The following is a 25,801-nucleotide window of genomic DNA, read 5'->3' as shown; positions in this document are numbered from 1 at the left end:
TCAAAAAACTGTTTCCCTATTTCCGAAAGGAGTTTTCGAGCATCTTTACCCACATAAACCACTTTCGCCCCCGTTTTACTGTCTGGCAAATGCCATTCATCTCCTTTGATAAAGGACCATTGCAATCCCGTCACCTCTGAAATCCGACACCCCGTCAAAAGCACCAGCTTTATGACCTGACAGCAACACGCCTCAATTTCTCCCTGCTGACTAACCGTTCGTAAAGCCCCTTCAAGTCGCGATAATTCATCCAGACTTAAAAAGCGATTCAACTTCTTTTTTCGGTTCTGCTTGATACCATCGCAAGGATTTTTCAAGCAATACCCTTGTCTCTCGGCATATTTAAAAATGGAACGCAGCACATCAAGAGTGCGATTAGCCGCTCCAGCATAGTCTTGGCTTAACTCATCAAACCAACGCTGCACATGACACGAATCAATACGAGTGACGGGGTAATGCCCAAACTCTGGTAATAAGTGTTTATTTAATGCCCCTCTTGCCCCTCCCTGTGAGCTGGTTTTCCATGTTGAGCACACTTTTTGTAACCATTCACCCTGTACCAGTGCATCAAAACGCATCGCCCCGATCGCCCTACTCTTATCATTACCCTGCATCAGGCTTAACGTTTTTTGACGAGCCTGACGAAGAGATAGGCTATCGACAGGCGCTATAATCTTATTGCCACCGCCTGTCTTCATGACATAAAAACGGGAAGCGTCTTTGCCTACTCGCACCCCAAACCCATATTGCTTTGTATCCCAAACAACATAAGTTTTGGGTTGGGGCAATAAATCCTTAATCTTTTTCTGAGTGAGTCTGATATAGCTCATGAGCGCATCCCCTTAGCCAAAGTCGCTGATATATGAGAGGCCGCTTTACAAGCATCCAGACTGCTTAAGTGGGCATATTTCAGCGTCGTTTCTACATCCGCGTGACCCAGTAAGCGACTAAGCACCGTCAGATTAATGTTGGATTGAATTGCAATACTGGCGTACGTGTGGCGTAAATCATGTAGGCGCACACCGGCTAACTCGGCTAAACGGCGCACTTTACGCCAGAACGAACTCAAGGCCACTTCAGATATCGGTTTGGTATGGCATCGTGCAGGAAAAATATAATCACTCTCTGTTCGCCACTCTTTTAGATACGCCCTAACCGGTGAGCAAAGATACACCGTTTTTGCACCTGTTTTACTGTCTGATAAATGCCAATGCCCTCCCCTGTAATCTTTCCATTGCAACGTTCTCACTTCCGAAGAACGGCACCCTGTATATATCAATAATCGTATAATCATCACGAGAATTGGGTTATCGGCTTCTAACGTTTCGAGTACATGCCATAGGCTACGCAACTCTTCCGGACTGAGGTAGCGTTCGACCTCTCCCGCTTTATAACGCTTAAAGTGACGACAAGGGTTAGTGTTTCTATGTCGATACCCCCACGCTTCACACTGCTGCATCATGACAGACATCAACACTAACGCTTGATTCGCTGAGCCTTTCACGTGATTTAACTGAGCAAACCACCCTTCAATGTCTCTTCGCTCTATGGAGTGAACCTGTTTATCGCCTAAAATAGGCGCGATATGTAAACGAAAGGCGCTCTTATTCTTTACCGTCGTTCTTGGTTTCCAGTGGCGAGGATAACGCTTAAAAAATTCCTCAGCGAAGACCCGAATCGTTATTGGTGGCAGCTCTTTTATATCTGCCAGATAACGAGTCTGGTGAACTTCATTCACCACTTGCTTTCGCACCTCTCGTAATGATAGGTCGGTTGCTTTACCAAGCTTGCGGTGAACCCTTAACCCTTCATGCTGAAAGCGAATATAAAATCGCTTACCTCCTGACGGATAAACTCTTAAATACAACTCAGGGACTTTTGTATCGTAAAACTCTTGAACCAGATGGTTAGAAAGGATGCGCTCAACAAAGCGTTGTGTGAGTAAGATTTTTTTCATCATTTAGTACCTTCATATAGGGACATAGAATCACGAAATTTCGTGAAAGCATGCCATACCAATGAAAGACACAAACTACACATCGCTTATCTATCAGACACTTACTACAGACAACCATCCATAATCGCCAGATTATGACGTGGTGTGTATTCGTATGAATTTCATGAACAGGCGGTGTTTGAGGCGCTATCTCTATGGTATTCAAAGCGTCATGGTTTAAATCTGTCTTCAGACAAATTCGTTCAGGTTCCGGGAGTATTACCAGGCATCGCGTTGTTACTGCGCCAGTTTACCAACGAGGGTGATGGTGTACTTATTCATACGCCGGCTTATCATCAGTTCGCTAATTTGGTGAATAAAGCAGGTCGTCAGGTCGTGAATAGCCTGTTGATTAATGACGGACAGAGTTATCAGATTGATTTTGCTGGTATGGAGCAACAGATCATCGACCAACAAGTGAAGACGATGATTTTCTGTAATCCGCACAACCCGACTGGGCGAGTGTGGACACCTCAAGAGATTGAACAAGTCATCGAAATTGCTAAACGTCACGATGTGCTGATCATCAGCGACGAAGTTCATTCCGACATTATTTTTGAAGGTCATTCTTTTACGAGCTTAACCAGCTTTGATTACGACAAGGTCATTGCCTTGATTGGCTCTCCGGCGAAAACCTTCGGCATGCACAGCATCTCAAATGGTTATGTGTACACCAACAATCATGAGTTATTTGAAGCGTTCAAAACCAATGTGGTGGCGATGTATCTTGACCATGGTAATGCGTTCAGCACATTTGCAACCGTGGCTGCCTTTGAGAAAGGTGGAGAGTGGCTAGATGGCATGTTGGTGTATCTGCAAGACACGGTGAAATGGATCACTGAGTTTGCGGAGCAGCGCATTCCTCAGTTAAAAGTCTTCCAGCCACAAGGGACTTACCAAGTGTGGTTTGATTTCTCAGGCTTGGATTTTTCGGAAGAAGAGCTAAAAAATGTGGTGTTTGAGCAGGCTAAAATGGGCTTAACCCTAGGAGGTTGGTTTGGTGCGCAAAGCCCTAACTTCATGCGAATGAACATCGCGACGTCACGCGATAATATCGAGCAATCATTTACGGCTTTAGCGGACGCGATTGATGGTTTTGAGCGAGGAAGCCAGGAGAGTTCAAACTGCTGCGATAAAGGCGATTCAAAAAGTTGCTGCTGATTATCCATGTTGAATTGAAAATGCTTAGCCGCTGATACTGAACATTAGGCTCTATAGAACGAAAAAACGCGAGGCTGCTTAGCGCATGACTGGCGGTTTTTTTGTGTCTGTGTAATCCTAAGCATGATTTTATTGAGATGAAATTGAAGTGTTGAGTGGTAGTTAGAGAGCGCTTGAATGATTGGTATAGGTTGGTTGGTTGGCAGAGAGTTATGTTTAGTGTCCCACTGAATAGTTTTGTACATCGTGTGAGTGATAAAAGCCAAGTGATGGCGAATGCGACTGAGTGTGGATGCCAGCTGAAGCGAGTGCGACGTTCACGCAACTGGCTGTTGGTGGCTCAAGATCATCAACTCGTTGAATTTAAAACCATGTTAACTCATGAAAAAGACGATTGGATAGCAACTGCAATAGACAAAGTACTGCCTAAGCCTGTGGTGTGTTTGGCATCGTTGTTAGCCGCTACGCCCTCGATGACGGTCGCGCAGTTAGTGATGGAATCAGGATGTTCAATGGCAGAAGCAAGGCGTGCTATTGATGAACATGAAGGGTTATAAGCGCAAACGATAAGTGAATAGGTTGGTTGTGAAAAGAGAATCGCGAGCAGCAAAAAGCCCGTAACGATATTGCGCTGAAAAACGTCATATCGTTACGGGCTTTATCATCTGTGCTTGTGCTGATTAAGCTAAGCCATGTGGCTTATAAAGCGTTTACTCGATTAAGAGTTAGCCACTTTTACACGAATCGTGTTTTTGCCAAGCTTTGACAAGTTTAGCTTGTTTAGTGCCGCTTTTGCTTCTTCGTGCTCTGGCATTTCAACAAATGCAAAGCCTTTAGATTCGCCAGTGTTTTGGTCTAAAACTAGGCTGCACTCTTTTACTGAGCCGAACTCAGAAAATAGAACACGGATGTCTTGCTCAGCAGTAGAGCGCGATAGGTTACGAACTAGAAGTTTCATAATAAACCTTGAATATGAATTTACGCCGAGCATTGTCGCACACTTTCATGCTCATCCTCACAAATAATTAGCTCGAATAGCTCTGTTTACCTGTTCGACGCTCTCATTAGCCGTTAACCGCGGTTTATCGTGATATCTGATACAAATCCATGCTCAGTGCTGGTTAACGCCTGTTGCAGCATTTGAGCGGCTTCTTGAGCTGTCATAAAGCTTGAAGTATCCATCGCTTTGCCACTGGTTCCCCAAAACTCTGTCGCCATTCCGCCGGGATAAACCGCAACGATTTTCATCGGGTGACCTTTGAGCTCCAACCTTACCGATTCGATAAAGCCTTTTACTGCCCATTTTGCTGCGCAGTAGGTGGACTCTTCTGCTTTAGCGCCTTGAGCTGCGGTCGACATCACGACCGCAATGGTGACGGGTTGATCTTTGTAACGCTGAACCAGCTCACGAATCAGAAATATCGACGATTCGATATTGTTTTTTAGCATGTCGCTGATCGCCGCTGGATCTTGCTGTTCTATCTTACCGAAGTATCCACTGCCAGCGCTGTGAACCACCAGTTTTGGTGTTTCTGGCAAGGCATCAAGCAGTTCGCTCACGGAGTGCGGGTCACATAGATCACAGGTTTGGCTAACGGTATCTGCTGGCAGGTTTTTCGCTAATTCAGCTAAACGCTGTGAGCTGCGGCCAGTGATCATTAAGCGCTGACGGCTGTTTGATGTGTTCGCATATTGCTTAGCTAAAGCTGCACCTAAACCGCTGCTTGATCCGGTGATTAAAATCATGGGGACTCGGAATTGTTGAATGGAATCGAGATAGTAAGGCTTTGAAAGCGTGTTTTCTGAGATCTAAGACCAAGATGCTGAGGCTCATGACTAAGATTGCTCGATAGAATTGAGGTTTGAGAAAGTGAAGTAAGTAGGGAGGGAAAAAGAAGGAGAACTAAAAGTAAAAACGCCAGCATAGGGCCAGCGCTTTTGAAAATCAAATTACTCGTCGTCGAACTGTTTGGTCGTGAATGAGTCTTCGATTCGGTTAAGCTCTTCTTGATCTTTCACTCGCTGTTCTTCTTGGCGAATGATTTTCGCTTCATTGAAGCGTTTCTTTTCCGACTTAGTCAGGAATTTTACAGCTTTCTTGTTGGTCAGTGCGTAAGCAACTACGTCTTCGCCTTTTTCTCTGCGGTCGTTTACACGTTGTGAGAAACGTTCATTGTCGTGAGCTTTACGCTCCGCTGAGGTCAACTTGCTCATGCTTTAAAGCCTTTTCAATTATTCATGGTAGGGGATCTACGCTTAGCGAAACAATGGGGAAGTGCTCATAATTGGTGGAACTGTGTATCACGTTCGCTCAACTGAGTTTAGCCCATTTGTATGCTGGTGGCGCATCTTAGCACAAAGGCTTGAGCATACAGGTATGCTATTCGAGGGATTAAACAGAACAACCCACAATTTTCTGTTGTGGGTTGAGATTGTCTTTTGGGATCGAGGTTATTGCTGATGGAACTGCTAATCAGAAACGCCAGTTAATTAAAGTTTTTCGATATACAAAATCACTTCACCGACTTTAAAGCCGAACTTAGACATTTCGGTTTTGTTGAACAGGCGTTTGTCGTCCATCAAGAACATCCAATCATCGAGCACTACTTCATAAGTGCTACCGTCTACTTCGATTTCCAAATCGTATTTCCAGTAAAGCGCTGAACCTTGGGTCTCTCCATATGCCGTGCCCACGACATCGTTGGCGGTGCCTGTGTAGGTGTTGTCACCGGTTTTGATGAGGTTCCAAACGCGGGTTGAACGCTCGCCATCAGCAAAGGAGAACCACTCTTTGATTTCTCCGTTGTCTCCATCCCAAGTAGCGATGAGCTTGGCATTAAAGCGGCGCAGTAAGTTACCAGAGCGGTCAAGCACGATGCCGTAGGCCATCAATTCACCGTCAAAGAAGGTTTCCAGCTTGAGCTCTGGGGTGGTGTCTGCGTGGTTCTCTAGACTTGCAGAGCCACAACCTGTTAGCCAAGCGAGCGACAATATTGTCAGGGCGAGTTTGATTATTTTTGTTTTTGGATTCATTTGTTCAAACCTAATAGTTGTTTGCGCAGACCGGGCTCAGATGTGTTCTCAGATAACCAAATCGCGAGAAAGGCTTCACCAAATTGCTTGTCTTGGATGGTGCCGATGGGTTGCTCATCGAAATAGAAGCGACTTACGTTGTCTTCAGCAACTCGGATAGTCAGCGTGCTGCCTTCCTCAACGTTGGGCCACATTTCGTATAAAGGCTTCAACCAACGTTGGATATTGTTGCTGGAGTAACCAAGTTTGCTCCACTGGTCTTTGGTTGCGTCTACAAGGTCTTTGCTGTCAATTGCTCGGTAGTACTCAAGTTTCAAAGCACGCTCAGAGTTAGATGGAGTGGTGTAGAACTCTGCAGAATACAAAGTCCAAAACAAGTAACTCATCTCACCTTGGCCACGCTTGTTTAAATCATCGACAGCAGAAGCTTTGGCATTCCCGGTAAATAGGAGTGCTGCGCAAATGATGGTTAGGGTGACTAAGCTAAATAGTCGGTTTCTTGATTGCTCGCTTGTTTGAGTGCGAACGCGACTAACATCGCTCTCAGATTTGAACGCTTGCGTAGGGTTGCGTGGAAAAGCCATAAGTCACCTCGTTGTTGCCATTTTGGGTTGTACTAAGTTGGAGTAAGCGGCCACCAGTAAGGGCAACAAAATCCCCCAACTTATTGCAAGGGCAGCTAACACCGATGCGTCTGGCCAAGTAGTCAGAAGGGCGCCTGCTTTGATGCCTCCCCAATAACTACTAGTACCTGCTACGAACCCTATGACAAACAAGATCACTTTCGAGCATTTTAAAAGCCAATTTAGGCTGTGGTTAAAACTGATTAAAAACATGATCCACAGGCAAACTAGCCACACTGGGAACCAAGATTGATTTGCAATTTCAGAGTCGACGGCAAACACGCCGAAGTGAAGTAAGAGGCTATCAAGCAACAGCCCCAATGGTAATAAAATGAGTATTTTCAGATCGCTACTGCGAGTAGGGGAGAGAAGGAAGTGAACGGCCACAATCAGTGGCGCCACGAACGGGGCTTGCGCGGTAAAGAACGCGCTGCAAACCCAGGTCGCTTGAAACAGAACGAGATTAATAATCCAAAACCGTTTCATCTTTTGCTCCAAAGTAACGAGGTTTTCTAGCAACTAAGTGATGAGTACTGATCACGCGCTCTTTGAATGCACCTTCACAGTAGCAGAAGTAGAAGATCCACAAGCGCTTAAACTCTTCTGAATAGCCGAGAGACTCTAACTCTTCCCAACTGTTTTCAAAGGCAACATTCCAATCATTAAGCGTTCGAGCGTAGTGCAGGCCAATGTCATCAATTTCTTGGATAACAAGGTCTGTACTGGTCGCGAGGTGTTGGGTCATCACTGAGACCGAAGGGAGGCAACCGCCCGGGAAAATGTACTTCTGAATAAAGTCGACGCCTTTGCGATATTTGTCGTAACGACTGTCGGCAATAGTGATCGCTTGAATCAGCATTTTGCCTGATGGTTTCAACAGTGAAGAACATTTCTCAAAGAAGGTCTGTAGATATTCATGTCCGACCGCCTCAATCATCTCGATAGAGACCAACTTGTCATACTCACCAGTGAGGTTACGATAATCCTCTTTAAGCAAGGTGATTTTGTCGGTTAAGCCAAGCGCTTTTACTCTCTGTTCTGCAAACGCGTGTTGGGCATCTGAGATTGTGGTAGTGGTGACATGGCATCCGTAGTGTTGCGCCATGAATATAGCTAAGCCACCCCAGCCAGTGCCTATCTCGACCACGTTATCTTTCTCTGACAACTCTAATCGCTCACAGATGGTTTTCATTTTGTTTTGCTGAGCTTTGGATAGGGTTTCTGCTTCTCCGCTGTAGATAGCGGAAGAGTATTGCATCGAGCTGTCTAAGAAGCGTTCATACAACTCATTGCCAATGTCGTAGTGCGCAAGAATATTACGTTTAGAGCCTTGCTCGGTATTGGCATTCTTACGACGCAACAATAGGTTTTTGATGCGAGAAATCCATTGCGTTTTATCGTCAAGCTCGTCGAGTTGAGATTGATTTCGAGCCATGATTTGAATCACTTTGGTGAGATCTGGGCTTGTCCATTTTCCATCAATGTAGGCCTCAGATGCGCCAATACTGCCGTCAATCACGACATCTCTAAAGAAGGTTGCATCGTGAATCACGATTCTACCTTTCAAGTCTGCTTCTCGATCGCCGAACACCGAATGCTGGTCGCGCTCAATTATCTCAAGCGTCGCGAATTGCAGGCTTTCTAGAACCTTAAAGATTAAAGCTCGATATTTACAGTTGCTTGAAACAGCAACGGCTTTAGCTTGTTGTTCAATGTTGTTGTTTTGTTTGGCAAGCTGTTCCATGTAAACCTCGCTGATAACTCATTCTAATATTTTGTGCCAACTAAGCTGGGTTGTGCCCCTTAGTTGGAGCGAACCCAAGCTTGGGTCGAGTTCTATTATTTAGTTGCTGTGAGGACACTTAAGATGTTGAGTCTGGATGCCCCACAAACGGTACTTTTTTCAGGAATAATTTGAGAGCCTGATAATAAATTCCCATCACGACTTTGATCGTCATCGCCGGAATCTTAAATACCGTTCGTCTAATGTTTGTCTTGGTTACTGACTGTTTCGTCAAGGCCAGTGTCGCATCGAAAAGCTTGTCGTCTCGGCGGCTTTCAATGTGGACCAAGGTGCGTTTCGCTGGTGGCTTAATCTTCCAAAAATAAGTCATATTCAAATCCATGAACGGCGAAACGTGAAACTCTTTCTTAACCTTCAATTCTTGGTGCATGTCGATCAGGTAGTAGTGTCTTTCTCGCCAAGGCGTGTTACTCACTTCAGCCAACATGTACTTACAATCTCCTGTTTCGTCATAACAGAAAAAACAGTTGATCGGGCTGAAATAAATCCCTAAACAACGGCACTGAGCCAGCATCGTCACACGGTTTGATACAGACCAAACCCCACCCAGTTGTTGTACTTTGGATGCTATACGTTGCTTAAGTGATTTAGGTTCATCAGTCGTGACATTTTCTTTTTTTTCAGCGAGATAATCCGATTCGACAAAGCGAATCGGGTTGTACCACTGAGTACCGAATAAGCGACTGCGAGTGGTTGTTTGAGGGATTTCATCGAGATCTAATCCCATCATGTACAACTGGTAGCTAAATTCATGAGTAATATCGCCAAAGCGGCGGTGGCGTACGTTGCCCCAGTAAATGCCGCTGATCTCTTCACTCTTTTCGGATGCTATCCCCATGTCGGATATGATGGTGTGAGTGTTCATCGTACTGAACTCGTGCTCAAATCTAGGCCAAAGCGCTTAGTCACATCGAGTGCACTGTGGACACCGTCTTCATGGAAGCCGTTGTACCAGTATGCGCCGGCGAAGTGCGTCTGGTTTTTGCCACAAATCTGCTCACGCTTGTGCTGAGCTTCGACCGTGTTCGAATTAAGTACCGGGTGATGATAAACAAAGCTGCGAATGATTTTTTCTGGGTCGATGGCTTCGCTCTGATTCAAGGTGACGCAGAAGGTGTCCTGGCTTTCGATGCCTTGCAGAATGTTCATGTTGTATGTCACACAGGCAGGTCGTTTACTATCGCCATCCAACATGTAGTTCCAACTTGCCCATGCAAGCTTTCTGTCTGGTAACAATCGGGTATCGGTGTGTAGAACCACTTCATTACGGCTGTATGGGATCTCGCCCAGTACCTGTTGCTCTTGTTCTGTCGCATCACCAAGCAGACGTAAGGCTTGGTCTGAGTGGCAAGCAAAGATTACTTCGTCGAAACCTTGGGTGCTGCCATCTTCAAATTCAATCGTGACGCCCGTTTCTTGACGAGTCACTTGTTTGATCGATGTGTTCAAAGCGACGGATTTGTTCAAGCGTGAAAGGATGATTTCAACGTAAGAGCGCGACCCTTTAGGAATTACATACCATTGTGGACGGTTCGCGATGTCGAGTAGCCCGTGGTTGTAGAAGAATTGAATAAAGAATTTAAGCTCAAATTCTTCCATCTCCTCTAGGCTTGTCGACCAAATTGCTGCGCCCATCGGTAGGATGTAATGCTGGCTGAAAAAGTCGGAAAACTGGTTTTCACGTAGGAAATTGCCCAAGGTAACATCCGGTGTGAACTCGTTACTTTCGAATTGAGCCTTACACAGTTTGTTGAACTTGAGAATGTCTGACACTAAAGACCAGAACTGAGGTTTGAAGATGTTACTCCTCTGCGCGAATAACGAATTGATGCTATGGCCGTTGTATTCGAATTTAGTTGTGGTGTTGTGTACGCTGAAGCTCATTTCGGTCGGTTGCCTTTCAACACCGAGTTGTACGAGTAGCTGATTGAAATTCGGGTAGGTTCGATCGTTGAATACTATGAAACCTGTATCTATCGAAAACGCCGAGCCTTGATGTTCAATATCAACGGTAGCGGTGTGGCCCCCAACATAATCGTTCTTTTCGAATACGGTCACGTCGTGGTGCTTATCTAATATGTGTGCGCAAGTCAGTCCAGAGATGCCTGAACCTATAATGGCGATTTTCTTCATTGTTATACCATCCTTGAAGCGAGTTTTTGCCAAACTGGAGTTGGAAGCATTCTTAGTAGCTTCATCAACATGATGAATCGTCTTGGGAAATCGATTTCACTCTTTCCTTGAGCAATACCATTTACGATTCGCTGAGTTGCGGCCTCACTACTAATAATCATAGGCATAGAGAAGGTATTTCGCTCGGTTAATGGCGTTTCAACAAAGCCTGGGTGCACAATTGAGACATGAATATTGTGCTCGGCCAGATCAACCGACAGTGTTCTGCCTAAGTAGGTGAGGGCTGCCTTTGAAGCGCCATAAGCCTCGGCTCTTGGCAAAGGTAAAAAGCTGGCGCTGGAGCTTACTAAAACCAAACGGCCGCCCGGCTTAATGTTTTTTAACCAGGCTTTAAGGGCGTAGCCAATTGAAATTAGATTGATGTTGATGACGCGCTCGAAAAGCTCGGCATCAAAATTCACGGGGTCGTTGATGTACTCACAATCACCCGCGTTCAAGATCAGTAGGTCGAGCTGCTTATCTTGTTCGAGTGCAGGGAAATTGTGGTAATCGGTCAAATCAAAACAGAGTGGGTCAATTGACGAGTGCGATAGGTCTGTCTCGTGAGAATCAACTAAAGCTTGCAGTTTGTCTTGATTACGGCCGCAAGCAATCACCTCATGCCCTTGTTGAGCATAATCTATAGCGAGTGATTGGCCGATACCTGAGGTCGCGCCTGTGATCATAATACGCATTATTGGCTCGCTCTCTTTTTGATGGATTTGATGGCGCAGCCCAGAACTGGAATGTGTTCGTACAACATAGAGCCGACATCAAGATAGTCTCTGTGATAAACCACTTGGCCGTCGAGCATCTTGAGGTGGCTGTGTCCTTGTACTTCGATTGGCTTTTGCCCATTTAATTGCTTGTGAGCAAACTGCATTGTCCAATACACCGAAGCTTCGTCGTTCACTTCGAAAGTGTGTTCGATATGAAAGTAACAGCTCGTTACCTGGGTGTAGAGGTTCTCGAAGTAGTGCGTAAGCGCCGAAATACCGCTGACATGATGCAGCGGGTCTTGGAATTCAATATCAGGGTGATAAACCGTCTTAAGCACGTCGAAATTGTCGGTTCCGAGTTCTCGATACATGTTGAGAAAGTTATCAAGCCATAGAGAGTTATCCATAATATTCACTCTAATTATTTGAAGAAGGCTAAGGCTCTCAATCGTGCTTCTTTGTGCTCAACGATGGGTTGCCAGTATTCGCTGTCTATTCCGTTTTTAGCGATAAAGTCATGTGGGAAATGAACATGTTTATCTGGGATGTTTTGCAGCTCTGGTATGTATTTACGAATAAAAATTCCTTTTGGATCAAACTTTTCACTCTGAGTGATTGGATTGAAAATTCGGAAGTAGGGTTGAGCATCACAGCCAGTACTTGAAGCCCACTGCCAACCGCCATTATTGGCGCTGAAATCACCATCGATAAGGTGAGACATAAAGAAGCGTTCGCCCCAGCGCCAGTCAATCAGTAGGTGCTTGGTTAGGAAGCTTGCCACCACCATTCTTAGCCTGTTGTGCATCCAGCCTGTCTCAACTAATTGACGCATCGCTGCATCAACTAATGGGTAGCCTGTTTTTCCTTCGCACCACGCTTTAAAGCTCGGGTTGTCGTGATACCAATCTAAGCCGTTGTATTTCTGCTGAAAGTTCGCACCTTTAACCAGTATAGGATGATGGAACATCAAATGCTTATAAAAATCTCGCCAAATCAATTCATTAAGCCAAGAAAAGGCTGGCAACTGAGTATCAAATAACAAGTCCGGCTGTTGTTGAATCAATTGAATCGCTAACCAACGAGGGCTGACTGCACCAATAGCCAGGTAAGGAGATAGGCCTGATGTCCCCTTTACTGATGGAATATCCCTAAGGCGAGAATAGTCATTAACTTTATTGGCTAAGAAATTGGGGATCACGCGCTCAAGGACGTCTTGGCTTAGTGGCCAACGCTCTGAATCGGTACGCGGAAAGTCAAAATCGTAGTCGCCAGAAAAACCACTTAACGATTGATTCAGTGGTGTTAGGTTTTGAGGTGATAGGTTCTGAGGCGAATCCGTTTCAGATGAACCTGCTTGCGTCGTTCCTGTTGAATGCACTGGAGCATGGCTGCAAATGATGCCTTTCGCTTGCACTTCTTTTAACCATGCGTTTTTGAAAGGTGTGAAAACCTTGAACATCTCACCTTGTTTATTCAGTACGCTACCTAATGGCAGAATCGTATCGCAGTCGGTTATTTTCAACTTTATACCAGTAGCGATTAAGCGTTTGTCTCTTAACTGCTCATCCACTTCCGGCTCTGAATTGGCATACACACATGTCGCATCGACCTGTTTGCACAAGTTGATGAGCTGAGTTGCTTGATCGTTAAAGTCTGTGGCTTTGAGGTGCAGCAGAGTGATACCGAATTCAGCGAGTTGTGACTCGAACTGTTTTAGGTGGCGATAAATGAAGTCCGCTTTTATCGGTGCAAGGTGATGTTGTTGCCATTGCTGCGGGGTTGAAATAAAAACGGCGATAGAGACGCTGTTTTCAACCGCAGAGACGAGCGCTGGGTTATCGTGAATCCTCAGGTCTCGTCTTATCCATAGAATGTCGCTCAATATCCGTATCTCAGCTTAAGTTCTTGTGGGTGCGGGTTTAGATAAACTTGTGACTCTAGGTACTCGTTTGGGTATTCCATCAGATAGTGGTTAATCAGCGTTAGTGGAACTAACAGAGGAACCAGCCCTTCTCTGAATGATGAAATCTGATTCGTGAGCTCTTGTTTGTGAGCGCTGCTCAGTTGTTTCTTAAAGTAACCTTGTAAGTGATGCAGAGTATTAGCATGACTGCCGCGGTTTGCATGGTGCATTAGCGCCGTCATCAGGCCTTCGATGTACTTTTCAGCCAGCTCATCAATCTCTAAATCGTTACTCGCTAAAAGTTTGCCTAGGCTCTTGTAGCCTTCAATGTGGTGGCACATCACTAGATATTTGTGAGCGCTGTGAAATTGAATCAGCTTGTGTTTGGTTACACCTTCATCAACAAGATCGAGCCACTTTTGATATGTGAAAACACGAGTCATAAAGTTTTCACGCAGAATTGGATCGTTGAGGCGACCATTCTCTTCTACTGGAAGGAGGGGATTGCCTTGCATAACCTGCTGAGTGAACAAGCCAACACCTGTCGACTCAGAACCACGCCCGTGGTGGTGATAAACCTTTACTCGCTCCATGCCACAGGTTGGACTTTTCTGACACACAATGAACCCTGCGATGTGTTGGTTGTTCTTTGAATAGTTTTGCCCAAACTCGATCAGTTCATCGGTGACATCGCCAGAACCATCAGGTCGAGAAACATGAATAATGTCGTCTAACATTCTTGTTTGACGGATCGTAGGACGAGGCGTTGGAAGTCCAACCCCCATCTCTGGACAAACTGGCTCAAGCTCTACGTAGTCTGCAAGATCGTCTGTGCAAAAACGAGAACGCTTATGGCCAGTATCGAACCGAACTTTATGACCGGCGACACATGCACTAATGCCTATTTTTATTTTTTTATCCATTGGTCAATTCCTTACGCTCATTGCTCGTTGTTATTCTTATATTGTGTGTTTTGTTGCTTATTAAACATTACTTTAGTTCGGTTTTTACTTCTCTTACTAGCCAACTCTATGAGTCTTGTGACGTACCCGATAAATCTTTTCAAGCTAATAAATGTATTTACCCAGTGGGTTGAACAGTTGGCTCACCCCTTTAGTGAAATACAAGGCATCACTTGAAACGGTTAAACACACACAGCCTTCTTTAGTCGCAGGTTGGTGGGTGTGTTCTCCATCTAACCAGATGAAATCGCCTTTGTTGTAGACACCCATTTCGTCTTCGAAGCTGCCTTCTAAAAGAAGCGTGATCTCGAAGCCTTTGTGAGTGTGACAAGGCACCTGTCCATCCTTATCTATATGTAGCAAGCTAGTGTGGTGTGATTCGTCATCGAAATCGAGGCGTGCGCGAGAAATCTTGCCCAAGTTCAACCAATCTTTTCTTGCGACTGAATTGAGTGCGCGAGGAATCGTAAAGGTTGTGTTAGACACAGTCTCTTGTTGCGCTTCAACAACGACTTCGAGAGCCTGTGATAAATCAGCTGTGATCTGGTCAATAGCATCAAAATCAAATTCTTCGTTGTCGGCTAGAAACGCATCCATTTCACTGTCAGACAATTTTAGCCCTGCTGTGTCGTTTTCAAAGGCAGATGTATCGCTTTCAAAGACGGTGTCAGCAGCTTGCGCCGTCAACATGCTTACTTGTTTTTGACAGTGTTCGCAAAGCTCAACATGGCTAGAAACGATCAAAGAAACCGAATCCGCTAGATTGCCATCGACAAAATCTTTCAAGATTGCCGCATTTGGGTGATGTTTAATCATGGTCTTGTTCCCCCATGTGAACTTTTAGTTTGGCGAGTGCGAGTCTTAGACGTGATTTAACAGTTCCAAGCGGGACATCGAGTTGTTGGGCGAGCTGCTCTTGCGATAACTCTTGAAAGTAAACACCTTTCACAATGGTTTTTTGAGCGAGAGGCAGCTTTTCAATTTGAGTCATGACGTGGCGGCTCATTAGATGATCGCCAAACTGAAGCTGATCACTTTGTGATTCGGCTACCATAGCGTCAATCGGCCAAATATCGTCAGCGATCGTTTGTTCTGCTTTCGCCCTTACCTTTCTTAACATATCAAAGGCGGCGTTTCGCATAACGGTATAAACCCAAGTGGTCGCTGCGCCTTTCTCTTCGTTGTAGAGATGCGCTTTCTTCCAAACGTTGGTCATCGTGTCTTGGACTAGCTCGTTGGCAGCGGCTTCACCGCCCAACTTACTGATGCCAAAACGCTTGATTTTGGGAGCAAAGAATTTAAACAAACAAGTAAATGCCTGCTTATCTCTGTCTGAACCAACTAAAATCAGCCAGCTTGATAGCTCTGTAGGTACCTTACTTTCGGTAGGTAGTTTGTTGTCGGGGATAATGACATGCTCCTTGCCGTTCCCTGTTCTTCTGCTTTCCACTTGCATAGTAATTAACCATCATGCGAATTTGATAGACACTACGTGGAGAGTGAAGGTGGGGATCACTTTATTTTAAATTAATTTCTACTATACAAAATTATAGTGAATAAAAGTGCTTATTGCCCTGTAATGATTTGATTCAAAAAGGGAACTAAAGACGGAAAACTAGCGGGTTCTGTGAATTTGGTTTTCTTTTCCAATGGGATAGGCATTATTTCGAGTAGTCGAGCACAGATCCATTGAGGGCTTTCAAAGTCAGGCGTGGGGTAAAGTGCTCTGATTGAATCGTGTTCTCGAAACAACTCGACAAGAAACGCAGTCACCACGTTCGGCACCTTATAGCTGCGTTGTGGCCAGTGAGGCAACGGGCGGAAATCACTTTTTATTAAATCATCTGTGTCGCGGAAGGAGGAGTGCAGTTGCACCAACTGTTCGCCTTCAACATCGATTTCCAGAATTTGGTCATCGGACATATTGAAATCGACAATAGACACTTTTGTCCCCCAAGAACTCAGGCGATCGGAGTTGGTATTGTCCTGAGTCGCAATGATGAAGCCGTCTCCTTGCGCAGCATGAGCGACCATTTTCAAATACTTGGGTTCGAAAATACGCAGTCTTTGTCTGCCTCTTGGCAAAATGAATAACGGTAGAGGAAACACCGCAAGCTCTTGAGAAGTCTCTACGGGTGTTTCTGATTCGGTTTCTATCCGTGTGATCTTCTCAGCTGAATTCGGCACATAGCACTCCTTAGTTCATACATGATTGAGTCTGTACGGATTTGATTCGTACGTAATTCAGAGATGTATACGCGTGCTCGTTGAAGTTCGATCAATGTGGGGTGATGTATTGAACAGGAAGTTAGAGAGAGGGAGACATTGTTTTTTGTCGCGTTTATTCGCAATTTAATCGGTTTAACCTTTTTTAACTTACGTCATTAGGTAAGATGGGTTAAGAATTAGTCAATGGGTAGATAACAAGTGACACGCTTATCTTACGTTGTTTATCTCTTAGTTCTTCTTTACCTGACATCACATCAAAGGAATGGTCATGATCGTTATTTATGGTATCAGAGAGTGCTTAAATCCGATTAAGTTACAGCTTTCTAATGTCTTACAACAATGTTTGAACAGTGAGATGGGGTTACCTGATGACAAACGAGCGCATCGGTTTGTACCATTAGAAAGAGATGATTTCTTTTATCCCGAAGGGCGAACAGAAGCTTACACCGTCATAGAGATCAATATGATGGAAGGGCGAGCAGTGAATACCAAAAAGCGCCTGATTAAGAAGATATTTTCTGAAATAGAAAAGCAGTTGGCCATCTCTCCCATTGATATCGAGATCACCATCAAGGAGCAGCCATCGCATTGCTGGGGCTTTCGAGGTATGACTGGCGATGAAGCCCAAGATCTTAAGTATAAAGTAAAGGTCTAGGGTTTAAGCTCCTAACTCCTAACTCCTAATACGTAAGACAGAAGGCTTAAGCTAACCTATCTAGTCGTGGTTTTGGAGTTTGATGCCAAAGCCGTTAGATGGGCTGAGTTTGGACATATGAATTATAGGTAAATGATTCATGGACAATGCCCTAAAGGGACTAGTTTCTTTGTTTTCCGCTGTATGTCACTACAGTTCGTTTGCGACAGTGGCAAGTTTGTTTTAGAGTGCAACTCTTCTCAGCATTTTTAGATTAGTTATGGTTAGAATCAACACGAATTTAATTCAAAAGATACTCATTACACTGCCTTTGTTTTGGATTGTTACCGTCCAGGTGTGGTTAGGTCAGGGAAATAAGCCACTTGCGGCTATCACTTTATTTATCGCGGCTTGTTGCACTCTTTTGTATAGGAAAAACAGGGAGGTAAGAGATAAGCATAACTGGTTCGAAGATGGCTGGATATGGATACTGCTCTTGCTTTCTGTTTTTGCTGTTGCCTCTTATGAGTTGCATGGTTTTAGCAGTCAAGAGCTGAGGGCAACTTTGATTGGCTTGGTATTTTTCCTTTTTTATCGAAATGGCTTTGTTAAGTTATCAGATATACAGAACTTATGTTTCACCTCTATTGTCAGTACAACCATCCTCGTTGCTTATTATATCTTTTTTCTCTCTGGTGTCCGGGGGAGCTTACCATCTAATGCTCTCATTTTTGCTTCAATTCAAGGCTTCTCTGTCATTTTATTGCTCGCACTTGGTTGTATTTCGTACGAAGGGAAAAAGCCCAAAGCAATGGCTATCTTGGCATTTATAGGCTTTCTATCCATGTTTTTGGTGGGGTCAAGAGGGCCTCTACTAGCCGTTATTTTTATTGGTTTAGTTGTCCTATTCAAAATGATGATGCAGCATCGTCAGTACAAGACGCTGTTTACTGTTTGTGTCATTGTCATTATATCTGTATTTTTGGTGTCGAGATATGACGTGGTTAGTAAACGTATTGACTATAGCGTGTATGAATATGATCAGATATCACAAGGCAACATGGATACTTCCATTGGCTTGAGATTACAAATGTATCAAGCTGGGTTCGATTTCTTTGTGGATAGCCCCTTGCTCGGCATTGGAGGTGATAAAGAAGCGCAATTAGATAAACTCTCATTCACGCCAACAAATTCGGGTAAGAGATTTATCGTTAATGCGCATCTTCATAACAACTATATTGATAAAGCGGCTTCATCTGGCTTGGTAGGCATTGCCCTTCTCATGCTTAGTTTAATGTACCCTTTGTTTAATTCGAGATATAAGCTATCACCTATTGTATTGTTACCTGTTGTTTATTTTTCGATCATCTGCCTATTCGATTCACCCTTTAGGAATGGTGATTTAGCTGTCATGTACTTTGTCTTTATTGGGGTACTACTAAAACTGCAAGTGCGAACAGAAGCGCAGTGAAGCTAGCATATTACGCTCATTTCATTGTGGGTAGTTTTAGTGCATTTATTGATAAATAAGTTTTAAGTGAATAAATAATGAGCAGTCATTTTAGGTGTGACATTAATGCATTACGTGCATTAGCGGTCTTACTTGTTGTCATCTTCCACTTTTTCCCTAATGCCATCTCTGGCGGATTTTTAGGTGTGGATGTATTTTTTGTCATTTCAGGTTTCCTGATGACAAAAATAATCATGTCTAGTTTGGGGAGTAATGAGTTCTCATTGAAGAACTTTTATTTAGCGAGAGCAAAACGCATTATTCCTGCTTTAGCGGTCATGTGCCTTGTTGTGTTACTCGTTGGCATTATTTACCTAGACCCTTGGGCGTTAAGAAAACTAGGTAAGCATATTCTCACCAGTGTCGGGTTTGTTTCTAACCATACCTATTTAAAAGAGTCGGGATACTTTGATGTGGCCGCGCAAAGCAAGTGGTTGCTTCACACTTGGTCTTTATCCGTAGAATGGCAATTCTATGTATTATATCCTCTCGTTTTAATGGCGACCTACAAGTTATTCGGAGCTAAAGGTGCGGCCGTTGCTATTGGAACGACTCTAATAGGAAGTCTAGCTTATAACTATGCGTATTTAGGGAGCTCGGCTTCTTATTACACATTACCGTCTCGCGCATGGGAACTGCTCGCAGGTTCGGTGGTTGCTTTGAAAAGAGAGCCCATTGAATTAAAAAAGTCCAATGTTCAGTTATTGCTGTTAGTTGCTATTGCCTCACTGTTTATTTCACCTTTCTTGATAGACAGCAGCACACTTTGGCCTAGTTATGTGACGCTTATTCCGGTCATTGCTACCGCGATAATTCTGCTTTTGAATTTGGACCTCAATTTTACCTTTCATAAATCACGACTGATACAAGGGGTTGGGTTATGTTCCTACTCAATTTATCTCTGGCATTGGCCTATTAATGTTTTCATTAAGAACCTCACAAATAACACTATTACCCACAATATAATCGGAGTAATGGTTTCGGTATTGATGGGGATCCTTTCATTTAAGTTCATTGAAAGTTACCGACCTAAGGAGAGACCCAAAGGCGGTAAGTTCTTTTTGAACTATTACCCTCTCATTCTTGCTTCCTTTATTGCCTTGATAGGGCAGGTTATTTATGAAAGTGAAGGATTACTTTGGCGCCTGGATAAAACACAGCTCGTCATTGCACAAAGTGTCTATGAACGAAATCCACGAAGCGGAGAGTGCCACGTCGAATTTGGACCGTCTCCTGAGTGTCACTATGGCTCAGGACCCGTATCCGCGATTGTTTTAGGTGATAGTCATGGCGCATCGATAGTGAGAAGTGTTGAAGCGTCAGCGCCTAACGATACATCGGTCATCGACTGGACGAGAAGCGCATGTCCGACGATTTCAGGTATCAAAAGAGTGCTCTCAAGTGGTGAGTTATCAGAAGAGTGTGGGGATTTTGTCTCAGCATCGTTAATTAAAGCTAAAACTAATTACCCTAACGTTCCTGTTGTTGTCATTAACAGAATGGGTGGCTATCTATATGGTTCGAATGAAGATGGATGGCAAAGTGAGAACGAAAAGATCAGTTTAATCGCAGGAGATAAAAGGTTTCAGACCAGATCGGAGGAGTACCTAAACTCTATCTTATCCAGTTTTGAAAAGACTATGTGCGAGCTTAGTCAATCTAACCCTGTTTATTTGGTCAAGCCAATCCCTGAGCTGAAGAAAGATGTACCTAAAACTATGTATAAGTATTCGATTCTAAATCAATCTGATATTTCGGTTTCCATTCCTCTTGAAGAGTACCGACAAAGAACCGTATTGATTACGAAATCTTATGAAAAAATCAGCCAAAACTGTCGAGTTACTCTTATAGACCCTGAACCGATATTTTGTGATGATCAGCTGTGCCGAGGGGATATCAACAATCACCCAACATACGTTGATGACGATCACCTGAATGAATTTGGTGCTGGCCAACTTATTCCTCAATTTCGCGAAAAAATATGGGGTCAATCAGCTCCGTAGGAAATGCTCATTCGCCCTTATTGTTTACACGAAAGAATAGGGGCGTTTCTGTGTTTGGAGCTATTGTGTTGGTCTTAAATGATTCGTTTAGGTAGCGATGTTTAAGATAAATTTCGGTTCAAGTGAACTATTGTGCTATACTCCGCGCCCCAATCCGAATTGGCTTGTTAAATCTTAGGAAATTATTATGAGTGTTAAAAACGAACTTCAACAAATTAACAACCGTCTAGACAAGTGTCGCCACAAGTTAGATGCTGCTAAAACTCGTAATGATCGTCCTGTTGTTCGTCAGTTCGAGGAAGAGATTAAGAAGCTAACTAAGAAAATTGCCCAGCTTAAACACAAAGAAAGCTACGATGTGAACCAAGAGCGTAAGTCTCTGGTTGATATGCCATTTAGCCGTGAGATCACTAAGGCTGAGCAAGCGGATATGGGTAAACTTAAAAAGTCTGTTAAAGGACTCGTAATTGTTCACCCAATGACGAAGATCGGTAAAGAACTTCGCATTGAGGTTATGACTGGTTACGCACCGAAAAAATTCTAATTACCAGCGATGGTGATGAAAGAGGAGCTAGAAATAGCTCCTTTTTGCTTTTTTAGGTATTAAGAAAGCAGAGTCAGCGGCATAGATACTCACGCCGTTTTCAACTTTTAGGAGGTGATTGTTGTCACAAATCCTTTTATCTCCTATAAAAGTTAACGTGCTACTAACATGGCACTAAGCGATCGCAGTAATGTGTTCGCTTTTCGAATCTACAATTTCTCTCCAGTTTGTATAAATATAGGTAGAGCAGCACAGATAATTACAGATAAAACTAGACTCATTAAGGAAGATGAGAACGTAAAAAAATAGAGGTTATATGAATCAATTAATTTCAATTGGACCACTAGAATCCTTCCTAATCGCGATTAGTGTTTTGTTTCTAGGTCATTTCGTCAATGCAAAGCTTCCGGTTCTCAAAAAGTACAATATTCCAGAGCCCATTGTCGGCGGCTTGATTGTCGCTTTTGCTATTACGGCCCTGCACTTTAACGGCCTTGATCTTGAGTTTTCCTTGCCCCTGCAGAACACGTTTATGTTGATGTTCTTTGCAACGGTCGGCCTTGCGGCTAACTACACGCAGCTGATAAAAGGTGGTGCTAAGGTATTCCTATTCTTAGGGGTGGCTTCGGTTTACATCATTATCCAAAACGGTGTAGGCGTAACACTTGCGACGGCACTAGGCCTTGAACCCTTAATGGGTTTGATTGCTGGATCTATCACGCTTTCGGGTGGTCACGGCACGGGCGCAGCTTGGTCTCAAACTTTTTCAGACACGTTTGGCATTGCCAATACTCTAGAAATCGCGATGGCTTCAGCGACGTTTGGTTTGATCATCGGTGGTATTATCGGTAGCCCAGTGGCGCAAAAGCTGATTGATAAAAACCAGCTTGAATCTGAGTACGGCACTGGCACACAAACCCACGAGCGTTTTCCTGAGCTTGTTACTTACAACGAGTATGAAGAAGACAAAGTAACAGCGAAGAAGGTGATTGAAGTATTGTTCATTCTTCTTATCTGTATCTCGGGGGCGAAATACCTAGAAGAGTGGGTGGCGACTTTTGAAATTTCTTGGTTGATGATTCCTGACTTCGTTTACGCGTTGTTTATCGGTGTGTTCATCACTAACGTTTTTGAAGTGACTAAACTGCATAAGACTGACAGCGAAACGGTCGATATTCTTGGTACGGTGTCATTGTCGCTGTTCCTAGCGATGGCGCTAATGAGCCTTAAGCTTTGGAACATCTTTGACCTTGCGATTCCGTTCTTGGTTATCCTTGCGGTTCAGGCTGTGGTGTTGGGTATCTTCTCTTACTTTGTGACGTTCAAAGTAATGGGTTCTAACTACGACGCAGCGGTTATGGCGGGTGGTCACTGTGGTTTCGGCCTAGGTGCAACACCAACAGCGGTAATGAACATGGGTTCTTTGGTGAACCGATTCGGTCCGTCGCCACAAGCCTTCATGGTTGTGCCAATCGTTGGTGCCTTCTTTATCGATATCGTTAACCTGATCATCCTTCAAGGTTACATCTCGTTTATCGGTTAATGTTCGCCTGTGCTTAAATGCGATGAGCTCATCGCACTAAGATGAATACAAGAAAGCCAGTCTGTTGACTGGCTTTTTTTGTATTAGCGCCTCTAGAACTTATGCGGGTGAGCTTGCTTGTAGCTCTTTAAGAAGAGGGAACGCGGCTTTGGTGTGTTCTCCAGTGACAATGAATCCAACCAACTGATCATCTTCATTGAAGCCTTTAGCGATAATACCTTTCGGGTCGAATCGCGTTTCCCAGCTCTGGGCAGTGTGAATATCGCGCCCTGCGAGCTGAATAGGATAACTCGGTGTTTTCACCTTGGTGATCATATGAGGCAAGCTGAGCTTCCCTTCGCCCACTTTGATCTCTCCTTTATCCTTAGTCAGCTGCTTCGCCAACACGTTTGCAGACAAAATAGCGGGCTGCAAATAGGCCATCACACGACCTTCAATTTCAGCGCAATCACCAATCGCATACACATTGTTAGCACTGGTTTGTAAGGTTTCATCGACCACAATTCCTCTCTTTACCTCTAATCCCGCTTGGGTAGCTAAAGCCGTGTTTGGCCTTAATCCTGCTGCAGCAATCACAGTATCTGCTCGTATTAGCCGAGAAGAGGTGGTTTGTAGCCTAACTCCATCAGACAGGTAAGTCGCTCGACAAATCACAGAGTCGGTTTCGACGGTAACCCCTGCTTTTGTCAGCTCCCTTTCCAACTCAAGCGAAACGAAAGGTGGCACAAGGCTATTCAATAGATAACTTGCAGGTTCGATAATCGTGACATCTTTGCCCGCAGTTTGAAGATCGAACGCGAGCTCGACCCCAATCAAGCCTCCACCCATTACGGTGATGCGCTGAGCGTCATCGATCTGAGCTTTGTGTTTCTTGAACTCTTCCAAACTATTTAACGTAATGGTCGCGCTGCGTTTAAGCCCTTCCGCTGGTGGTATGAAAGGCGTCGCGCCCGTTGCTAATACCAACTTCGAATAATGGATAGTTTGTCCATCAACACGAACACACTGCTGCTTGGTATCGATTTCGCTGACTAAAGCCCCGGTTTTGATGACCACGTTGTACTGCTCAGCCAATTGTTGAGCGTTATTAACGGCTAAGGCTTGTGGTGTTTGAGCTTGGCTGAATACGTGTGAAAGATTCGGCTTACTGTACTCAACTCCCGCATCTGCCGTGATCATGGTTATCGCGATATCTTGGTCAATTTTACGTACCATCTTTATGGTTTGTAGGGCGGCGAAACCACCACCCACAATCACAATGTTCGACATGTTACTTCTCCACAAATACTTCTTTGCCTAAATGGCATTCTGGGCAAAGGAAGTCATCCGGCACTTGTGCCCAAGGTGTTCCTGGTTCAACGCCTTGGTAGGGTTCACCCAATTGAGGGTCGTACACCCATTCACACACTGTGCAGCGCCAGCAAGTACAGTCTGCAGTGTGTACTGACTTATCTTGAGCTACTTCTGTTTCCTGCTCTGTCGTGTCTTTGAGCTCGGCAGTGGTGTTTGCCTGTGCTGGTGTGGCTTCAAGCGGTGTAACATTGCGTGATACTTGCTTTGGTGCGCTGACTTCGTCTGGATTTACACGCCAAACTTCAGCAAGTGTCATTCCGTAATCAATACATTGGCGAAGTGCGTCTGTATCTGGTTTCCAGTGAATATGCTGAGGTGCGCTCACTTCGAAGTTGGCTTCACGTAAGCGAGCGTCGATGCGTTTTACCGCGCCGCCAGTCCACCCTGAAGAACCAAATGCTGCGGCTCTTTTTTCTGCAAAGCGCAGGCCGTGTACTTCTTCAAGTAGCGCGGCGATTTGCGGCATCATCACATTGTTCATGGTCGATGATCCAACAAGCACGCCCTTTGAACGGAAGATATTGGCAAGGATGTCATTCTTATCGTGCTTAGAGATATTGAAGACCTTGATGGCTGTTTCTGGGCTGCCTTTACGGATACCTTTTGCGATTGCGTCAGCCATCATACGAGTGTTATTGGACATGGTGTCGTAGACAATGGTGATACGATCTTCTTTGTAGGCTTTAGACCACTCGTAATATTGCTCAACAATTTGCGTCGCGTTGTCACGCCAAATACAGCCATGAGAAGTCGCAATCACATCGATTGGCACGCCTAAACTCAGGACTTCTTCTATCTTCGCTTTCACCAAAGGCGCGAAAGGCGTCAGGATGTTCGAGAAGTAACGCAGACATTGGTCATGCAGCTCTACTTGGTCTAGTTGGTCATTGAATAGGTTCTCGTCGCAGTAGTGTTGGCCGAAAGCATCGTTACTAAACAGGATTTCATCACCAGTGAGGTATGTTGCCATTGAGTCTGGCCAGTGCAGCATTTTCATCTCTACGAAGATCAGTTGTTTTCCGTTACCGACGTCAAGAGTGTCACCGGTTTTGACGGTTCTGAAGTTCCAGTCTGGTTGGTGGTGGTGACCAACGATGGAGTTCACTCCCGCTTCCGTACAGTAAACAGGCGTGTTCGGAATTTTAGCCAGTAGCGCAGAGAGGGCGCCTGAGTGATCTTCTTCTGCATGCTGACAAATGATGTAGTCGATCTCGTTGATATCGATTTCCATCTCTAGGTTTGCAAGGAATTGTTCAGTAAAGCGATGATCGACAGTATCGACAAGCACTGTCTTCTCTTCACGGATCAGGTACGAGTTATAGCTGGTACCTTTGTTCATGTGGTATTCCTTACCGTGGAAGTGCTCGGTTTCCCAATCGTGGACGCCGACCCAATGAACATTTGATTTAACGTGAATAGTCATAATGATAATACCTTATTTAAATATCTAAGGCTCTCATTGCACTAGTTGTGCCATGTTTTTAAGTGTTTGTTTTTATGTCGTTTGTTTGGTTTTTAATCGCCATGATGTGTCTTTATGACATTGTTGTTTGTGTAATCAAAATGGATTTAGTGTGTCTTTATGACTAAGCTGTTGATGGTTGATGGTTGA

27 protein-coding genes are annotated in these 25,801 nt (G+C 44.4%); 7 read left to right on the top strand and 20 right to left on the bottom strand.

What is annotated here, in order from left to right; all coding sequences use genetic code 11:
- Positions 1 to 830 (bottom strand): tyrosine-type recombinase/integrase (locus AB4589_RS06110; protein WP_372099765.1); only part of this gene is annotated, 830 nt, incomplete at its 3' end.
- On the bottom strand, positions 827 to 1,960 hold the full coding sequence (locus tag AB4589_RS06105) for a site-specific integrase (protein ID WP_235447580.1): 1,134 nt from the start codon (positions 1,958 to 1,960) through the stop codon (positions 827 to 829). The genes AB4589_RS06105 and AB4589_RS06110, both read right to left, overlap by 4 nt.
- 141 nt (positions 1,961 to 2,101) lie before the next feature.
- Between AB4589_RS06105 and AB4589_RS06100 the strand changes: the two genes are divergently transcribed.
- Positions 2,102 to 3,157 (top strand): MalY/PatB family protein, encoded by a 1,056-nt coding sequence (locus AB4589_RS06100; RefSeq protein ID WP_371710546.1) that lies wholly within the window; start codon positions 2,102 to 2,104, stop codon positions 3,155 to 3,157.
- Between the two features lie 212 nt (positions 3,158 to 3,369).
- A complete protein-coding gene (locus AB4589_RS06095) occupies positions 3,370 to 3,714 on the top strand; it encodes a ribosome recycling factor family protein (protein ID WP_371710547.1) in 345 nt (114 codons plus the stop codon).
- Positions 3,715 to 3,875: 161 nt separating this feature from the next.
- Here AB4589_RS06095 and AB4589_RS06090 read toward each other — a convergent pair whose 3' ends face one another.
- The 16 genes from AB4589_RS06090 to AB4589_RS06015 form a co-directional block, all read right to left on the bottom strand.
- A complete protein-coding gene (locus tag AB4589_RS06090) occupies positions 3,876 to 4,115 on the bottom strand; it encodes an RNA recognition motif domain-containing protein (protein WP_371710548.1) in 240 nt (79 codons plus the stop codon).
- A gap of 113 nt (positions 4,116 to 4,228) precedes the next feature.
- Positions 4,229 to 4,903 (bottom strand): SDR family NAD(P)-dependent oxidoreductase, encoded by a 675-nt coding sequence (locus tag AB4589_RS06085; protein WP_192852377.1) that lies wholly within the window; start codon positions 4,901 to 4,903, stop codon positions 4,229 to 4,231.
- 204 nt (positions 4,904 to 5,107) lie between these two features.
- Positions 5,108 to 5,371, bottom strand: a complete 264-nt coding sequence (locus tag AB4589_RS06080; RefSeq protein ID WP_372099762.1) for a DNA polymerase III subunit epsilon — start codon at positions 5,369 to 5,371, stop codon at positions 5,108 to 5,110.
- 276 nt (positions 5,372 to 5,647) lie between these two features.
- The gene (locus AB4589_RS06075) at positions 5,648 to 6,190 is read right to left on the bottom strand and encodes a DUF3833 domain-containing protein (protein WP_371710550.1); all 543 of its coding nucleotides are present in this window, start codon (positions 6,188 to 6,190) and stop codon (positions 5,648 to 5,650) included.
- Positions 6,187 to 6,774: a chalcone isomerase family protein gene (locus tag AB4589_RS06070; RefSeq protein ID WP_372099760.1), complete on the bottom strand. Its 588-nt coding sequence runs from the start codon at positions 6,772 to 6,774 to the stop codon at positions 6,187 to 6,189. Before AB4589_RS06070 ends, AB4589_RS06075 begins: the two co-directional genes overlap by 4 nt.
- 3 nt (positions 6,775 to 6,777) lie before the next feature.
- Positions 6,778 to 7,299: a DUF2878 domain-containing protein gene (locus AB4589_RS06065; RefSeq protein ID WP_017082959.1), complete on the bottom strand. Its 522-nt coding sequence runs from the start codon at positions 7,297 to 7,299 to the stop codon at positions 6,778 to 6,780.
- Positions 7,277 to 8,557, bottom strand: a complete 1,281-nt coding sequence (locus tag AB4589_RS06060) for a class I SAM-dependent methyltransferase (RefSeq protein WP_372099758.1) — start codon at positions 8,555 to 8,557, stop codon at positions 7,277 to 7,279. Before AB4589_RS06060 ends, AB4589_RS06065 begins: the two co-directional genes overlap by 23 nt.
- A 118-nt stretch (positions 8,558 to 8,675) precedes the next feature.
- Positions 8,676 to 9,482: a DUF1365 domain-containing protein gene (locus tag AB4589_RS06055; RefSeq protein ID WP_372099756.1), complete on the bottom strand. Its 807-nt coding sequence runs from the start codon at positions 9,480 to 9,482 to the stop codon at positions 8,676 to 8,678.
- The gene (locus AB4589_RS06050; protein ID WP_371710554.1) at positions 9,479 to 10,750 is read right to left on the bottom strand and encodes an NAD(P)/FAD-dependent oxidoreductase; all 1,272 of its coding nucleotides are present in this window, start codon (positions 10,748 to 10,750) and stop codon (positions 9,479 to 9,481) included. Before AB4589_RS06050 ends, AB4589_RS06055 begins: the two co-directional genes overlap by 4 nt.
- Before the next feature lie 2 nt (positions 10,751 to 10,752).
- Complete coding sequence (locus AB4589_RS06045; protein ID WP_371694761.1) at positions 10,753 to 11,484, bottom strand: SDR family NAD(P)-dependent oxidoreductase; 732 nt, start codon at positions 11,482 to 11,484, stop codon at positions 10,753 to 10,755.
- Positions 11,484 to 11,915 (bottom strand): nuclear transport factor 2 family protein, encoded by a 432-nt coding sequence (locus AB4589_RS06040; RefSeq protein WP_017090021.1) that lies wholly within the window; start codon positions 11,913 to 11,915, stop codon positions 11,484 to 11,486. The genes AB4589_RS06045 and AB4589_RS06040 overlap by 1 nt, the downstream gene beginning before the upstream one ends.
- Positions 11,916 to 11,929: 14 nt before the next feature.
- A complete protein-coding gene (gene phrB, locus AB4589_RS06035) occupies positions 11,930 to 13,390 on the bottom strand; it encodes a deoxyribodipyrimidine photo-lyase (RefSeq protein WP_371710555.1) in 1,461 nt (486 codons plus the stop codon).
- Positions 13,387 to 14,334 carry a DUF523 and DUF1722 domain-containing protein gene (locus tag AB4589_RS06030; protein WP_009846088.1) on the bottom strand — a complete coding sequence of 316 codons (948 nt, stop codon included), beginning with the start codon at positions 14,332 to 14,334 and terminating at the stop codon, positions 13,387 to 13,389. The genes phrB and AB4589_RS06030 overlap by 4 nt, the downstream gene beginning before the upstream one ends.
- A 144-nt stretch (positions 14,335 to 14,478) precedes the next feature.
- Positions 14,479 to 15,189, bottom strand: a complete 711-nt coding sequence (locus AB4589_RS06025; RefSeq protein ID WP_372099753.1) for a ChrR family anti-sigma-E factor — start codon at positions 15,187 to 15,189, stop codon at positions 14,479 to 14,481.
- Positions 15,182 to 15,829 (bottom strand): sigma-70 family RNA polymerase sigma factor, encoded by a 648-nt coding sequence (locus AB4589_RS06020; RefSeq protein ID WP_372099751.1) that lies wholly within the window; start codon positions 15,827 to 15,829, stop codon positions 15,182 to 15,184. The genes AB4589_RS06025 and AB4589_RS06020 overlap by 8 nt, the downstream gene beginning before the upstream one ends.
- Before the next feature lie 110 nt (positions 15,830 to 15,939).
- The gene (locus AB4589_RS06015; protein ID WP_372099749.1) at positions 15,940 to 16,560 is read right to left on the bottom strand and encodes an LON peptidase substrate-binding domain-containing protein; all 621 of its coding nucleotides are present in this window, start codon (positions 16,558 to 16,560) and stop codon (positions 15,940 to 15,942) included.
- Positions 16,561 to 16,870: 310 nt separating this feature from the next.
- On the opposite strand from AB4589_RS06015, the gene AB4589_RS06010 reads away from it, so the two are divergent.
- The 5 genes from AB4589_RS06010 to gltS all read left to right on the top strand — a co-directional run bounded on the left by AB4589_RS06010 (position 16,871) and on the right by gltS (position 22,836).
- Entirely contained in the window at positions 16,871 to 17,257 is a 387-nt protein-coding gene (locus AB4589_RS06010; RefSeq protein ID WP_029222810.1) for a tautomerase family protein, read from the top strand.
- Between the two features lie 259 nt (positions 17,258 to 17,516).
- Positions 17,517 to 18,707 carry an O-antigen ligase gene (locus AB4589_RS06005; protein ID WP_017102355.1) on the top strand — a complete coding sequence of 397 codons (1,191 nt, stop codon included), beginning with the start codon at positions 17,517 to 17,519 and terminating at the stop codon, positions 18,705 to 18,707.
- 77 nt (positions 18,708 to 18,784) lie between these two features.
- Positions 18,785 to 20,749, top strand: coding sequence for an acyltransferase family protein (locus AB4589_RS06000; protein WP_372099747.1), 1,965 nt, complete (start codon positions 18,785 to 18,787; stop codon positions 20,747 to 20,749).
- 187 nt (positions 20,750 to 20,936) lie between these two features.
- Positions 20,937 to 21,293: a YibL family ribosome-associated protein gene (locus AB4589_RS05995; protein ID WP_017060971.1), complete on the top strand. Its 357-nt coding sequence runs from the start codon at positions 20,937 to 20,939 to the stop codon at positions 21,291 to 21,293.
- A gap of 316 nt (positions 21,294 to 21,609) precedes the next feature.
- Complete coding sequence (gene gltS / locus AB4589_RS05990) at positions 21,610 to 22,836, top strand: sodium/glutamate symporter (RefSeq protein ID WP_004732723.1); 1,227 nt, start codon at positions 21,610 to 21,612, stop codon at positions 22,834 to 22,836.
- 99 nt (positions 22,837 to 22,935) lie between these two features.
- On the opposite strand, the gene norW is transcribed toward gltS, so the two are convergent.
- The gene (gene norW, locus AB4589_RS05985; RefSeq protein WP_372099746.1) at positions 22,936 to 24,105 is read right to left on the bottom strand and encodes an NADH:flavorubredoxin reductase NorW; all 1,170 of its coding nucleotides are present in this window, start codon (positions 24,103 to 24,105) and stop codon (positions 22,936 to 22,938) included.
- A gap of 1 nt (position 24,106) precedes the next feature.
- Complete coding sequence (norV, locus tag AB4589_RS05980) at positions 24,107 to 25,612, bottom strand: anaerobic nitric oxide reductase flavorubredoxin (RefSeq protein WP_102462060.1); 1,506 nt, start codon at positions 25,610 to 25,612, stop codon at positions 24,107 to 24,109.
- Between the last annotated feature and the right edge of the window lie 189 nt (positions 25,613 to 25,801).

It is taken from the genome of Vibrio sp. 10N.222.49.A3, from assembly GCF_041475145.1.
Taxonomy (GTDB): domain Bacteria; phylum Pseudomonadota; class Gammaproteobacteria; order Enterobacterales; family Vibrionaceae; genus Vibrio; species Vibrio tasmaniensis_A.
This window is presented reverse-complemented; position numbering and strand designations above follow the sequence as displayed.

Coding starts and splice junctions, on each gene's coding strand:
- AB4589_RS06010 (WP_029222810.1), top strand. CDS start 16,871: ATGATCGTTATTTATGGTATCAGAGAGTGCTTAAATCCGATTAAGTTA.
- norV (WP_102462060.1), bottom strand. CDS start 25,612: ATGACTATTCACGTTAAATCAAATGTTCATTGGGTCGGCGTCCACGAT.
- AB4589_RS06065 (WP_017082959.1), bottom strand. CDS start 7,299: ATGAAACGGTTTTGGATTATTAATCTCGTTCTGTTTCAAGCGACCTGG.
- AB4589_RS06090 (WP_371710548.1), bottom strand. CDS start 4,115: ATGAAACTTCTAGTTCGTAACCTATCGCGCTCTACTGCTGAGCAAGAC.
- AB4589_RS06045 (WP_371694761.1), bottom strand. CDS start 11,484: ATGCGTATTATGATCACAGGCGCGACCTCAGGTATCGGCCAATCACTC.
- AB4589_RS06020 (WP_372099751.1), bottom strand. CDS start 15,829: ATGCAAGTGGAAAGCAGAAGAACAGGGAACGGCAAGGAGCATGTCATT.
- AB4589_RS06095 (WP_371710547.1), top strand. CDS start 3,370: ATGTTTAGTGTCCCACTGAATAGTTTTGTACATCGTGTGAGTGATAAA.
- AB4589_RS05995 (WP_017060971.1), top strand. CDS start 20,937: ATGAGTGTTAAAAACGAACTTCAACAAATTAACAACCGTCTAGACAAG.
- AB4589_RS06025 (WP_372099753.1), bottom strand. CDS start 15,189: ATGATTAAACATCACCCAAATGCGGCAATCTTGAAAGATTTTGTCGAT.
- AB4589_RS06005 (WP_017102355.1), top strand. CDS start 17,517: ATGGTTAGAATCAACACGAATTTAATTCAAAAGATACTCATTACACTG.
- AB4589_RS06080 (WP_372099762.1), bottom strand. CDS start 5,371: ATGAGCAAGTTGACCTCAGCGGAGCGTAAAGCTCACGACAATGAACGT.
- gltS (WP_004732723.1), top strand. CDS start 21,610: ATGAATCAATTAATTTCAATTGGACCACTAGAATCCTTCCTAATCGCG.
- AB4589_RS06060 (WP_372099758.1), bottom strand. CDS start 8,557: ATGGAACAGCTTGCCAAACAAAACAACAACATTGAACAACAAGCTAAA.
- AB4589_RS06040 (WP_017090021.1), bottom strand. CDS start 11,915: ATGGATAACTCTCTATGGCTTGATAACTTTCTCAACATGTATCGAGAA.
- norW (WP_372099746.1), bottom strand. CDS start 24,105: ATGTCGAACATTGTGATTGTGGGTGGTGGTTTCGCCGCCCTACAAACC.
- AB4589_RS06085 (WP_192852377.1), bottom strand. CDS start 4,903: ATGATTTTAATCACCGGATCAAGCAGCGGTTTAGGTGCAGCTTTAGCT.
- AB4589_RS06000 (WP_372099747.1), top strand. CDS start 18,785: ATGAGCAGTCATTTTAGGTGTGACATTAATGCATTACGTGCATTAGCG.
- AB4589_RS06050 (WP_371710554.1), bottom strand. CDS start 10,750: ATGAAGAAAATCGCCATTATAGGTTCAGGCATCTCTGGACTGACTTGC.
- AB4589_RS06055 (WP_372099756.1), bottom strand. CDS start 9,482: ATGAACACTCACACCATCATATCCGACATGGGGATAGCATCCGAAAAG.
- AB4589_RS06070 (WP_372099760.1), bottom strand. CDS start 6,774: ATGGCTTTTCCACGCAACCCTACGCAAGCGTTCAAATCTGAGAGCGAT.
- AB4589_RS06105 (WP_235447580.1), bottom strand. CDS start 1,960: ATGATGAAAAAAATCTTACTCACACAACGCTTTGTTGAGCGCATCCTT.
- AB4589_RS06075 (WP_371710550.1), bottom strand. CDS start 6,190: ATGAATCCAAAAACAAAAATAATCAAACTCGCCCTGACAATATTGTCG.
- AB4589_RS06030 (WP_009846088.1), bottom strand. CDS start 14,334: ATGGATAAAAAAATAAAAATAGGCATTAGTGCATGTGTCGCCGGTCAT.